Here is an 11454-nt window from a genome sequence, read left to right on the forward strand (position 1 = left end):
CCCTCAGCCCACGCCGGCGGGGGAGGAACCGCCCGGGACGAGGAGGCGGGGCGGGCCCGTGCCGTCGGCCGGGACCGACCAGATGTCGCTCGCGCGGCCGTCGCGGCCCGGCAGGGCGTAGGCGAGGGTCGAGCCGTCCAGCCAGGCGGCCTGGTCGTCGACGCTGTGGGGTTCGGCCAGGGGGTGCTCGCCCATCGTCGCCAGGTCGAGGACGTACAGCCGCCAGGGCGCCCGGAGGTCGTCGGAGACCTTCTTCTTGAAGGCGATGCGGGTGCCGTCCGGTGACAGCGAGGGGCATTCGGCGTTCTCGCGCAGCGCCCTGGCCGACCAGGCGCGCAGGTCGCCCTCGACGAGGTGGGTGGCGCCCCGGGTGGAGACGGTGGCGTAGAAGCGGTTGTCGTCGGGGGCGAAGGTCACGCCCCAGTAGTTGACGTCGGAGTCGTGGTGGCGGGCCCCGCCGAGGGTCAGCGGGATCTGCTCGATCGACTTGATCAGGTAGCCGGTCCGCAGGTCCAGGATCGCCGTCCGGGTGGAGAACGCGGTGGTGGCGTAGGAGTCGCCGGTCGTGAAGGTGGTCCAGGACAGGACCTGGCCGGAGGCCGAGACACGGGCCCGGTTGGGGATGCCGGGCACGGTCACCCTGCGCACCTCGCGCAGCTGCCGGTCGAGTACGAGGGCTTCGGTGCGGGCCGGGACGCCGGGCAGCTTGCGCAGGCACAGGGCGTGGTCCCCGGCGGTGTGGAAGCGGTCGCAGGACGGGCCGCCGGTCACGCGCGCCCCCCCGGGGCCGCCCTGGCGCGCGACCCGCCCGCCGACGGTGTCCCGGAAGTAGAGGCCTGGTTCCCCGATGCCGAAGGAGGCGTCGGCCTGCTGCCCGGGCGGCCGTTCCCGGTGCCGTGCGTGCAGGACGTAGCCCAGCGAGCCGCCCGCCAGCAGCAGGACCGCGGTGATGACGAGGGCGAGGCGGAGCCGTCGGGACGGGGGATTCACGGGGCCTCCGGGCCGGTCGGGGCAACGGCAGGGGGATCGGGAGTCGGAGCGGGAGTGGGAGCGGGAGCGGGGGTGGCGGGCATGATGCGCGCGGCGGCCACGAGCGCCCCGGCCAGCGCGAGGGCGGCGGCCCAGAGGGCGGGCCGGGGCCCCCAGAAGGTCCACGCCGCCCCGAATCCGGCGGCGCCCAGCAGCCGGGCCAGCGCCTGGCCGGTCTGCAGCACCGCGAGTCCGCCCGCCCGGCCGGCCGCGGGCAGTGCGGGCGCGGCGAGCGCCATCAGGACCCCGTCGGTGGCGGCGTAGAAGGTCCCCAGCAGGGCGAGCACCCCGACGACGGTCGGCGGGGAGACGGGGGCGAGCAGCAGGCCGTACGCGCAGAGCAGGGCGCCGTGCCCGAGCAGGAAGGCCGTCCGGCGCCCGGCCCGGTCGGCGATCCGGCCCGCGGGCACGGCGAGCAGCAGGTAGACGGCGGCGGCCCCGAGCGGCAGCAGCGTGAACAGGGCGGGCGGCAGGTCGAGGCCGCGCAGGAGCAGCAGGTAGAGGAAGGCGTCGCCGATGGTGGTGGCGCCGAGCAGGGCCGAGGCGCACAGCACGCGGCGGAAGACGGGGTCGCGCAGGGCCGGGGGCGGCCGGCGGACGGCCCCGGGCGGGGGAGGGGCGGTGACGGCGGTGGCGGACGGACGGCCGGGCCCGGCCGGGACGTACAGGACGAGCAGGAGCACACCGAGCAGGCCGGTGCAGAAGCTGACGGCGAACACCGCGTCGTAGGCGTCGGCGGTCGCCCACAGCACGGCGAACGCGGCGAGCGGTCCGAGCAGGGCGCCCGTGGTGTCCATCGCGCGGTGCACGCCGAAGGAGCGGCCGAGCGTCTCCGGGGGCCCGCTGAGCGAGATCAGGGCGTCGCGCGGGGCGGTGCGGATGCCCTTGCCCAGCCGGTCGGCGGCGAGCGCGGCGGCGATCGGGCCGGTGGCGCCCCCGGCGAGGAGCAGCCCGAGCCGGGAGAGCGCGGAGAGCAGGTAGCCGGCGCCGGCGACCCGCTTGTGGTGGCCGCGGCGGTCGGCGAGCCGGCCGCCGAGGAGCCGTACGAGGGCGGTGGCCCCGTTGAACATCCCGTCCAGGAAGCCGAACTGCAGGGGCGTCAGGCCCAGGCCCAGGACGAGGTAGAGCGGCAGCACTGCGGTGACCATCTCGGAGGAGACGTCGGTGACGAGGCTGACCGTGCCGAGCGCGAGGACGGCGGCGGGGACGCGCCGCCCGGCCCGCGGTGTGCGGGGCGGCGCGTCCGGGCGGCCGTTGGCGGCCAGGTACATCAGTGGCAGCTGTACTTCGGGCTGGTGTCCTTGACCTGGCCGTCGGTGGCGACGTAGCTCCACCCGTAGCCGGAGTCGGTGAAGTCCAGCTTCACCACGCCGTACGGTCCGCTGATCCGCTTCTGGCTGTTGGGCTGGACCTCCTCGATCGGGTAGGGCTCGGCGCCGCCCATCCCGCCGACGATCTCCACGATCCCGTCGGGGGTCGCCCGGCCCTCGGGGTCCTGCGGGGCGAACCGCTCGTAGTGGTGGTCGTGGCCGTTCAGGACCAGGTCGGCCCGGGCGGCGTAGAGGATCTTCCAGACCGGCTTGGAGACCGGGTCGTTGCCGTGCCCGCCGGACGAGTACAGCGGGTGGTGCCAGTAGGCGGCGACGCACGGCCTGGTGTTGGCGGCGAGGTCGGCCTTGAGCCAGTTGAGCTGGGCGGCCTGGTCGAAGGAGTTGGAGTCGAGGGCGACGAAGTGCCAGTTGCCCTCGTCGAAGCTGTAGTAGCTCCTGCCCTGCGGGAAGGCGATGCTGCCGAAGTACGACTTGTACCCGGCGAGCGGGCCGGCCGGGTCGTAGGTCTCGTGGTTGCCCGGGACCGGTCGGGTCCTGGCCTTGAAGGCGCCCCAGCTCTTGTCGTAGTAGGCGCGGTAGTCGGAGAGCCGGGCGTCGTCGTACTGGTTGTCGCCCATCGTCAGGTAGAACTTCGGGTCGATCCGCCGGGCGAGCGCGGCCGTCTTGGGGTGCGCGCAGCCGCTGTCGGACGCCGTGCACTGCGCGGCGATGTCACCGGCGGCAACGACCGTGAAGGCGCCGCCCGGCGGCGGACCGCCCTCGACGGTGCCGTACACCTCGGCCTCGAAGAGCGAGTAGCCGTACGAGGTACCGCGCGCGGTGCCCTGGACGCGCAGGTAGCGGCCCTTGCCGGACAGGCCGGTCCAGTCGTCGGTGCCGCCGTTGCCGGCGGTCTCGGTGGCGAGCGCGGTCCAGGCGGAGCCGTCGGCGGACATCTCGACGCGGTACGCCTTGGCGTAGGCCGCCTCCCAGGTCAGCCGTACCCGCGAGACGGTGGCCCCGGCGCCGAGGTCGACCCGGATCCACTGGGGGTCCTTGCCCTCGGCGCTGGCCCAGCGGGTGGCCGGGTCGCCGTCGAAGGCGTTCTTCGCGCCCAGCGACGAGGTCTCGGTGGAGGACGCGGTGGCGGGCTTGCCGCGGGATATGAGCGTGTCGGCGGCCCCGGCCCGGTCGGGCCAGGCCAGGAGGAGCCCGCCGGCGAGCGCGAGGGCGGTCACGCCGGCGAGGAGGAGGGTGCGGAGTCTGCCGCGTAACAGAGGGGGCCGGTCGGAGGTGTTCGGGCGCATGGCTGGAACTCCCTGCCTTGAGGGGGGCGGCGAGAGCTGGACACTGGCGCGGGCGGCGCCGGACCGGCCCGCGGGCGGGCAGGGGTCGGCACCGCGGCGGCCGGGTCAGAGCTCTCGCTGAGCGCGTCATGCCCGTGGGGGTGGGCACCGCGCCAAGCCGCCGCCCGGGACATTAACAGGAAGGAAAGTTTCCTACCAGTGCTCCGGCAGTAGTTCTCCGGGGGTGGTTCCCTCCGCGGCCGCCGTCCGCCGGTTGTCCCCCCGCCCCCGCCGGTAGGCTCGTACGCATGGACCAGCCGGACGCGACCGCGTCGTACTGCCCCGCCCCCGCCGCCCCGGCCGGCCGGGTGCCGGGACCGCCGTACGCGGACTGCCTGGAGTGCGGAAAGCCCACCGAGTACGGGGTGGCGACCCCGGGCGTGGTGCTCTGCCCCGTGTGCGAGTGGCAGGACGCGCAGCGCACCGCCTGCTCCGGCTGAGGGGCCGGGTTACTTCCCGATCAGCTCGGAGACCTTCACGAACCGGTAGCCGCGCCCCCGCAGCTCCGGAACGATCCGCTGGATGGCCTCCTCGGTCACCGGGGCGGCGCTGCGCGTGCAGTGCATGACCACCACGGAGCCGGGCTTCACCCCGGCGATCACCTGTTCGGCCACGGCGACCGGGTCCTTGGCGAAGGCGTCCCCGCTGACCACGTCCCACTGGACGGCCGTGACCCCGGCCGTGGACAGGGCCCGCAGTGCCTGGTCGTCGTAGCAGCCGCCGGGGAAGCGGAAGTACGGGACGGTGTTGACCGCGCCCGCCTTACGGAAGGCGGCGAAGGCCCGGTCCACATCGGCGCGGGCGGCCGCGCCGTCGAGCGAGGGCAGCCCGTAGCAGGGGGACTTGAAGGCGTGGTGGCTGTACGAGTGGTTCGCGATCTCGAAGTTCGGGTCGGTGCCGATCGACTTCGCCTGGTCCGGGTACTCCTCGGCCCAGCGCCCCGTCATGAAGATCGTCGAGGGCACCTTGAGGGTGCGCAGGGTCGTGATCAGCGCGGGATTGTCGAAGTGCTCCCCGTCCGCGGCGCGCGGCCCCTGGTTGGAGGTCATGTCGGCGTCGAAGGTCAGCGCCACGGTCTTGTCCGTCTGCTGCTTCGCCCGTTCGAAGACGGGGGTCAGGCCGTTCGGGCCGGGCGCCATGGTCGGGGGCTTGGCGGGCGCGCCGGCCTGCGGGGAGGCGGGGGAGCTGCCCTGCGGCGGGGCGGCGGGCGATCCCGGGGCCGCGGCCGGTGCGGAGGCGGCGGGGGTGCCCATACGGGCCTCGCGGCCGGCGTCCGGCGCGCCGGCGCCGCCCCCGCATCCCGCGAGGGCGGCGCCGAGCGCCGCCGTGGCAGCCGCGGCAGCTACTTTTCGTACGGAAATGGTCACGCACGCAAACTATATGACTAACTGATCAGAAGACTGGATGACAGGCGGTCGAAGGGGGCTCACCCCTCCAGCAGCCGCCTGCGGCACTCCTCGACGTCGAAGTCACCCTTCGGATACTGCGGATCCATCTCCTCCAGATGCTCCAGGAGCAGCGTGCTGATCGCCCAGTTGCGGTACCACTTGCGGTCCGCGGGCACGACGTACCAGGGCGCCGCAGCGGTGGAGCAGCGCTCCAGCGCCAGCTCGTACGCCTCCTGGTACGCGGGCCACACGCTGCGCTCCTCGATGTCGCCCTCGTTGAACTTCCAGTGCTTCTTGGGGTCGGCCAGCCGCTCCAGGAGGCGCTTGCGCTGCTCCTCGTAGCCGATGTGGAGGAAGACCTTCACCACGCTCACGCCGTCGTCCGCGAGGGCCTGTTCGAAGCGGTTGATCCGGGCGTACCGGCTGCGCACCCGGTTGCGCGGCACCAGCTCGCGGACGCGGGCGATGAGCACGTCCTCGTAGTGGGAACGGTCGAAGATGCCGATCTCGCCGGGCTCGGGGAGCTCCTGCTTGATGCGCCAGAGGAAGGGACGGCCCAACTCCTCCGGAGTGGGCGCCTTGAAGGCCTTGATCCGGCAGCCCGACGGGTTGAGCATGCCGATCACGTGCTTGAGGGTGCCGCCCTTGCCGCTGGTGTCCATGCCCTGGAGGACGAGCAGGACGCGGCGGCGGTCGCCGGCGGTGCTCGCCGCGTAGAGCCGTTCCTGGAGGGAGGCCAGCGGCTGCGCCAGCAGGGCGGTGGCCGTCAGCCCGGCTGCCTTGCCGGAGGGACCGCCGGGGGTCCCGGAGGAGTCGAGGTGGCGCAGGTCCGGCCGGTCGCCCGGGGGCACGCGCAACAACTCCCGCAAGAGCCGGGCCCCGGCATCGCCACCGCCCTCGGACCGCTTCCCGGCCTTCCCGGACTTCGCCGGTTTCTGCTTCCCGTGCCGCTTCCCGGCCATCGCTGACCACCCCAATCCCGTCGGTTCCGTACGATCTTCCGGCAGACCGAACGGGAGCGCGAGATCAGCGCCAGGGCCCCGTCACCGCGAAAGTGGTCCCCGGCGCGTAGGCGTTCACGTACATCGTCCGCCCGTCCGGGGAGAAGGTGACCCCGGCGAGCTCCCCCCACTCCGGCGCCCCCGGCCCCCCGATGTCCTCGGCGTTGCGGGCCATCGGGTAGACCTCGCCGCCCACCGTCACCCCGAGGACGTACTGCGCCCCGCCGCCGTCCTCGCACACCATCAGTCCGCCGTCCGGGGCCAGGCAGATGTTGTCGGGGGAGTCCCCGGGCAGCGCGATGTCGGCGGCCGGGCCGAAGAGCACGTCCAGCCGCAGCAGGGCGCGCCGCGGGTCGTAGAACCACACCTGCCCGTGGTGGTCGCGGGAGGCCCCCTCGCCGCTGCGGGCGAAGCTGGACACGAAGTGGACCCCGCCGTCGCCCCAGTAGCAGCCCTCCAGTTTCTGCGCGTGGGTGATCCCGCCCGGACCGAAGTCCTGGAGCCGGATCGGCGTCCCGGCCGCCGAGGGGTCCGGTACGGGCACCCACTGCGCCGGGAACTGCGCCCCGGGCTCGTCGACCACCGCGAGGTCCGCGATCCCCGGCACGCGCAGGGCCTCCAGGGAGCCTCCCGCCCGCAGCGAGCCCGGCCCCCCGAGCGGCCGCTCCGGCAGGAAGCGGTAGAACAGCCCGAAGGGCTTGATGAAGGCGTCCTCGGTCTCGTAGACGACCCCGCGGTACGGGTCCACGGCGACGGCCTCGTGCGCGAAGCGGCCCATCGCGGTGAGCGGGACCGCGCCCGAGCGGTGCGGGTCGGCGGGGTCCACCTCGAACACGTAGCCGTGGTCCTCGGTGTAGCCGGAGGTGCCCGCGCGGTCCTCGGTCTCCTCACAGCTCAGCCAGGTGTTCCAGGGGGTCCGGCCGCCCGCGCAGTTGACGGCGGTGCCGGCGAGGGCGACCCGCTCGCCGGTGACCCTCCCGGCCGGGTCGAGCTCCAGGGCCGTGCAGCCGCCCAGGGCCCCGGGGTCGTACGTCAGCCCCTTGACGGCGGGGACGCGCAGGGCGGCCGTGGTGCGGTTCTCGTGGTTGCGGACCAGCCGCACGCGGCCGCCGCCGGCGTCGAAGGCGGCCATGCCGTCGCAGTTGGCCGGCACGGCACCCTCGCCGGAGCGCAGCGGCTCGCCCGCCCGTGAGAGCACCCGGTACGTGAACCCGGCGGGCAGGTCGAGCAGTCCGCGCGGGTCGGGGAGCAGCGGCCCGTAACCGCGCCCGGCGCGGACGGCCGGGGCGGCGGGGGAGCCGCCGGCGAACAGCGCGCCGAGCGTCCCGCTGAAGGCGATCGCGCCGGCGGCGAGCAGGCTGCGTCGGGTGACGGACATCGGCGGCTCCCGGGCGGGGTCAGGGGCGGACGGTGCCCGGAAGGCAGGTCACCGCCGGGTTGAAGGTCTGGAACAGGCCGCCGGGGTTCTTCTTCCAGAGCCACAGCTGCAGGGCGTAGTGGACCGGCTGGCCGGGGAAGTTGCCGGGCTTGGGGCCCTTGAAGGGGACGCCGAACAGGGTGGGGCGGTCGTCGTCCGTCGTCAGCTTCTGGTCGCGGTCGTAGACCAGCCACTGGACCCCGACGAGGCGCTTGCCGCCGCGCCCGTCGTCCTCGTAGTACAGCGCGGCGGGCTTCGCGGGATCGAGGGAGTTGTCGTACGCGTGGTTGAAGTGCGGGTAGCCGAGCGCGCCCGTTCCCCCCGCCTTGTCGACGACGCAGTACTTGTCCGGCTTGTAGCCGGCCGCCACCCCGTTCGCGTGCACCTGGTACGGGGCGGTCGCCCGGTACACGACGGCCCGGTCGGCCACGGCCCGGCCGACGCCGCCGTCGGCGCCGTGACGGGGCGAACCGCTGGAGGAGGCGGGGGGCGCGGCGACGGCCGCGAGGGTGAGCGAGGCGGCTGCGGTGAGGGCCAGGGCGAGACTGCGGGCCATGCGCGGGCTCCTTGCGACGGGCTGCTGGTGCATTTGGTGCCGTGACCGGAAGGGTTCGCCGGCCTGCGAGGCGGGGCGAACCCTTCCGGCCACAGCACTACCAGCCCTGCCCCCGGGCCGTCGTACCCGCCACACCCCCGGCCCCCCGGACGGCCGACCGCCGATCGGCCGCGGACGGTCCGGAGCCCGCACACGGATCACCCCGTACCCGGCCGCGCGGCCTCACCCGAACGGGAACCGCGCCGTTTCGCGACGCACCCGCACGGGGAACCGGTGTGTCCGCAGGAGGCGATCGCGAGCGAGTGCGACGGAGGGTGCGGAACATGGCGCAGCAGGATGCGGCACCGAACGGCGGCGGCGAGCTGCACGACATCGTCGCGGCCATCTCCCGGGGCGCGCCGGAATACCGGCAGTGCCCCCATCCCCTGTACGCCGCCCTGCGCGAGCAGGCCCCGGTGTGCGCGCTGACGCCGCCCCACGGGATCGACACCTACCTGATCACCCGCTACGACGACGCCCGCGACGCACTGTCGGACCCGCGCTTCAGCAAGAACATGCGCGGCGCCATCGACACCTACCACGCCGTGTACGGCAGCTTCTTCGACGCGCTCGACGACAACGTGCTCTTCTCCGACCCGCCCCGGCACACGCGGCTGCGCCGCATCCTGCGCAGCGCCTTCACCCCCCGGCGGGTGGAGGAGATGCGCCCCAGGATCACCGAGATCACCGAGAGCATCCTCGGCGAGTGCCGCAGGGCGGGCACGGTCGACCTGATGACCTCGTTCGCGTTCCCGCTGCCCATCGCGGTCCTGTGCGAACTGATGGGCATCCCGCAGGAGGACCGCCCCGAGATCCTGGAGCAGTTCGCGGTGGTGACGCGCTCCCGGTTCGATCCCTCCCGCAAGGCGGAGCTGAAGGCGGCCGAGGAGCGCCTGCAGCACCGGCTGGAGCGGCTCATCTCGGACACGCGCGCCCACCCCTCGGACTCCTTCCTCAGCGACCTCATCCAGGCGGAGGAACCGCTGGAGGACCCCGAACTGGTCGCCTCGCTGTGGGTCCTTTTCTTCGCGGGCCACAAGACCACCGCCTACCAGATCGGAAACTCCGTCCTCAACCTGCTGCTGCGCCCCGAGCAGGCGGCGATGCTCCGTGCGGACCCCCGGCTCGTCCCGCGGGCGGTCGAGGAGATCCTGCGCTTCGAGGGTTCGGTGGAGACGTCGACCTTCCGGTACGCGGCGCAGGAGGCCCGGATCCGGGACACGGTGATCCCCAAGGGCTCCCTGGTCCAGATCGCGATCTCGGCGGCCAACCGGGACCCCGGGAAGTTCGAGTCCCCCGACGAACTGGACGTGACGCGGGAGGGACTTCAGGGGACGCACCTGGGCTTCGGCCACGGAACCCACTACTGCCTGGGCGCGCCGCTGGCGCGGCTCGAACTCGAGATCGCGCTCGCCGCCCTCCTGCGGGAGTTCCCGGACATGGCGCTGGCGGACGAGGAGGCGGCCGGGAGGGCGTGGCTCAAGGGCCCGGTGGCGGCGTTCAGGGGGCTCGAACACCTGCGGATCGTCCTGGAGCCCTCCCGCCCGGACGGGGACCCCGGCGAGCCGAGCCTGGCCTCCGTGGCCTCCGGAAAGTAACTCGAAGCACCCCAGACCCGATGGGCGGTGGATCGGCATGACGGATTCCGCGAGCACCTCCGCACTGCGCCTCCTGGGCACACCGGCGGACGAACTGCGCATCGCCGCGGTGGGCACCAGCGAAGTGATCCGGGTCGCGCGGGGTTCCTCCGCACCGGGCCCGGACGCGGCCCCCGCGGTCCATTCGAAGATCGACATGCATCACCACTACTGCGCGCCGCAATGGCGTGAATGGGCCGTGCACCACGGGCTGATCATGCAGGAACAGCTGCCTCCGTGGACCCGGCTCGGCATCGGGGACGCGATCCGCTTCATGGACGGGGCGGAGATCACGACCGCCGTCCTCAAGCCGATGCTGCCGGCGCGCTACCGTTCGTCGGCGCAGCTGCGCGAAGCCGTCAACATCACGCTGCAGTCGATGATCGAAGCGGCGACCTCGCACCCGGGCAGGTTCTCGTACTACGTGCCGCTCTTCCTGGACGACCCGGAGGCGTCGTCCTGGGCCGTGCGCCGCGGCCTCGGGCAGCTCGGGGCCGTAGGGGTGAACGTGACGGCCAACTACGGGGGCGTCTACCTCGGGGACCCCTCCTACGACCGGCTGTTCCACGAGCTGAACGAGTTCTCCGCCGTCGTGGACACCCACCCGCACAACCTGCCCGGCTGCCCGCCCGGCGCGTCGGCCGTCCCCGGCATTCCGAACTTCATGTGCGACTTCCTGCTGGACACCACGCGGGCCGCCGTGAACATGATCAGCAGGCGGACGCTGGACCGCTTCCCGAACCTCTCCGTCGTCCTGCCGCACGCGGGCGGTTTCCTCCCGTACATCGCCACGCGGCTGCAGGCCCTCGGCCGGTTCTGCGAGCCGCCCGTCGAGGCCGCCGCCGTCCGCGACCACCTGAGCCGCTTCTACTACGACACGGCGGGCCCCATGGCGCCCGCGGCGACCCTGCTGGAGCACGTGCCGGCGGACCACGTCCTCTTCGGCACCGACTGGCCCGCCGCTCCCGCCGACACGGTCACGGAGCTGGCGCTGCCCGCACTCGACGCGGACCCGGCCCTCACCCCGGAGCAGCTGAAGGGGATCTACCACGACAACGCGATGCGCCTGATCCCGCAACTGGCGACCGTCTGACGGGGGTACGGGCAGCACGGCGCGGCCCGTACCCCCGCCGGAGCGGCGCAGATCAGGCGAGCTTGGCGCTCAGGGTGATCGTGGTACCCGTCAGGGCCTGGCTGACCGGGCAGTTCTTCTTGGCGTCCTCGGCGGCGGCGACGAAGCCGTCGTTGTCCAGGCCCGGCACCTCGCCCTCCACCGTCAGGTGGATGCCGGTGATGCCCTCACCGGGCTGGAAGGTGACGTCGGCCTTGGTCTCCAGCCGGGTGGGCGGGTTGCCCTGGCCCGCGAGGGCGTGGGACAGGGCCATCGAGAAGCAGCTGGAGTGGGCGGCGGCGATCAGCTCTTCCGGGCTGGTCTTGCCGTTCGCGGCCTCCGAGCGCGCGGGCCAGGAGACGTCGTACGAACCGAGGCCCGAGGAGTCGAGGCTGACGACACCCTTGCCCTGCAGCAGGTTGCCTTCCCAGACGGTGTGCGCGTGACGCGTGGTGGCCATGGTGATCCCTTCGCAGAAGTGGAAACGGGCGGGCGCCGCCCGGCGACCGCCCGTACCCAACCAACAGGGACACCCCGGGGTTGGCGTCGCGCGCCCGCCCGGGGAGCCGCGAGCTGGCGCGGTAGTAATTAGTGAGGGAGCCCCCCATCAGCCTCACCAA

Annotated in this window: 11 protein-coding genes; 3 read left to right on the forward strand and 8 right to left on the reverse strand. The window is 73.5% G+C overall.

The window, feature by feature from the left end; all coding sequences use genetic code 11:
• Positions 1 to 3: 3 nt before the first annotated feature.
• The 3 genes from ACWGE1_RS01805 to ACWGE1_RS01815 are packed head-to-tail and all read right to left on the reverse strand — an operon-like array spanning position 4 to position 3646.
• On the reverse strand, positions 4 to 990 hold the full coding sequence (locus ACWGE1_RS01805; protein WP_453418569.1) for a hypothetical protein: 987 nt from the start codon (positions 988 to 990) through the stop codon (positions 4 to 6).
• Positions 987 to 2300, reverse strand: coding sequence for an MFS transporter (locus ACWGE1_RS01810; RefSeq protein ID WP_453418570.1), 1314 nt, complete (start codon positions 2298 to 2300; stop codon positions 987 to 989). Before ACWGE1_RS01810 ends, ACWGE1_RS01805 begins: the two co-directional genes overlap by 4 nt.
• On the reverse strand, positions 2300 to 3646 hold the full coding sequence (locus tag ACWGE1_RS01815; protein ID WP_453418571.1) for a discoidin domain-containing protein: 1347 nt from the start codon (positions 3644 to 3646) through the stop codon (positions 2300 to 2302). The genes ACWGE1_RS01810 and ACWGE1_RS01815 overlap by 1 nt, the downstream gene beginning before the upstream one ends.
• Positions 3647 to 3933: 287 nt before the next feature.
• Here ACWGE1_RS01815 and ACWGE1_RS01820 point away from each other — a divergent pair, with 287 nt between their 5' ends.
• Positions 3934 to 4125 (forward strand): hypothetical protein, encoded by a 192-nt coding sequence (locus tag ACWGE1_RS01820; protein WP_453418572.1) that lies wholly within the window; start codon positions 3934 to 3936, stop codon positions 4123 to 4125.
• A 9-nt stretch (positions 4126 to 4134) separates the two neighbouring features.
• Here ACWGE1_RS01820 and ACWGE1_RS01825 read toward each other — a convergent pair whose 3' ends face one another.
• The 4 genes from ACWGE1_RS01825 to ACWGE1_RS01840 form a co-directional block, all read right to left on the reverse strand.
• On the reverse strand, positions 4135 to 5052 hold the full coding sequence (locus tag ACWGE1_RS01825) for a polysaccharide deacetylase family protein (RefSeq protein ID WP_453418573.1): 918 nt from the start codon (positions 5050 to 5052) through the stop codon (positions 4135 to 4137).
• A 59-nt stretch (positions 5053 to 5111) separates the two neighbouring features.
• Positions 5112 to 6035, reverse strand: coding sequence for a PPK2 family polyphosphate kinase (locus tag ACWGE1_RS01830; protein WP_453418574.1), 924 nt, complete (start codon positions 6033 to 6035; stop codon positions 5112 to 5114).
• A 64-nt stretch (positions 6036 to 6099) separates the two neighbouring features.
• Entirely contained in the window at positions 6100 to 7452 is a 1353-nt protein-coding gene (locus ACWGE1_RS01835) for an alkaline phosphatase PhoX (RefSeq protein WP_453418575.1), read from the reverse strand.
• A gap of 19 nt (positions 7453 to 7471) precedes the next feature.
• The gene (locus ACWGE1_RS01840) at positions 7472 to 8047 is read right to left on the reverse strand and encodes a hypothetical protein (protein ID WP_453418576.1); all 576 of its coding nucleotides are present in this window, start codon (positions 8045 to 8047) and stop codon (positions 7472 to 7474) included.
• Positions 8048 to 8370: 323 nt separating this feature from the next.
• Here ACWGE1_RS01840 and ACWGE1_RS01845 point away from each other — a divergent pair, with 323 nt between their 5' ends.
• Entirely contained in the window at positions 8371 to 9684 is a 1314-nt protein-coding gene (locus ACWGE1_RS01845; protein WP_453418577.1) for a cytochrome P450 family protein, read from the forward strand.
• A gap of 37 nt (positions 9685 to 9721) precedes the next feature.
• Positions 9722 to 10816 (forward strand): amidohydrolase family protein, encoded by a 1095-nt coding sequence (locus ACWGE1_RS01850; RefSeq protein ID WP_453418578.1) that lies wholly within the window; start codon positions 9722 to 9724, stop codon positions 10814 to 10816.
• A 52-nt stretch (positions 10817 to 10868) separates the two neighbouring features.
• On the opposite strand, the gene ACWGE1_RS01855 is transcribed toward ACWGE1_RS01850, so the two are convergent.
• Positions 10869 to 11294: an OsmC family protein gene (locus tag ACWGE1_RS01855; protein WP_453418579.1), complete on the reverse strand. Its 426-nt coding sequence runs from the start codon at positions 11292 to 11294 to the stop codon at positions 10869 to 10871.
• Positions 11295 to 11454 lie beyond the last annotated feature (160 nt).

It is taken from the genome of Streptomyces sp. NPDC054932 (assembly GCF_053610205.1).

Excerpts from the sequence above, each read along its gene's own strand:
- ACWGE1_RS01810 (WP_453418570.1), bottom strand. The coding sequence starts at position 2,300 with ATGTACCTGGCCGCCAACGGCCGCCCGGACGCGCCGCCCCGCACACCG.
- ACWGE1_RS01815 (WP_453418571.1), bottom strand. The coding sequence starts at position 3,646 with ATGCGCCCGAACACCTCCGACCGGCCCCCTCTGTTACGCGGCAGACTC.
- ACWGE1_RS01820 (WP_453418572.1), top strand. The coding sequence starts at position 3,934 with ATGGACCAGCCGGACGCGACCGCGTCGTACTGCCCCGCCCCCGCCGCC.
- ACWGE1_RS01830 (WP_453418574.1), bottom strand. The coding sequence starts at position 6,035 with ATGGCCGGGAAGCGGCACGGGAAGCAGAAACCGGCGAAGTCCGGGAAG.
- ACWGE1_RS01835 (WP_453418575.1), bottom strand. The coding sequence starts at position 7,452 with ATGTCCGTCACCCGACGCAGCCTGCTCGCCGCCGGCGCGATCGCCTTC.
- ACWGE1_RS01840 (WP_453418576.1), bottom strand. The coding sequence starts at position 8,047 with ATGGCCCGCAGTCTCGCCCTGGCCCTCACCGCAGCCGCCTCGCTCACC.
- ACWGE1_RS01845 (WP_453418577.1), top strand. The coding sequence starts at position 8,371 with ATGGCGCAGCAGGATGCGGCACCGAACGGCGGCGGCGAGCTGCACGAC.
- ACWGE1_RS01850 (WP_453418578.1), top strand. The coding sequence starts at position 9,722 with ATGACGGATTCCGCGAGCACCTCCGCACTGCGCCTCCTGGGCACACCG.
- ACWGE1_RS01855 (WP_453418579.1), bottom strand. The coding sequence starts at position 11,294 with ATGGCCACCACGCGTCACGCGCACACCGTCTGGGAAGGCAACCTGCTG.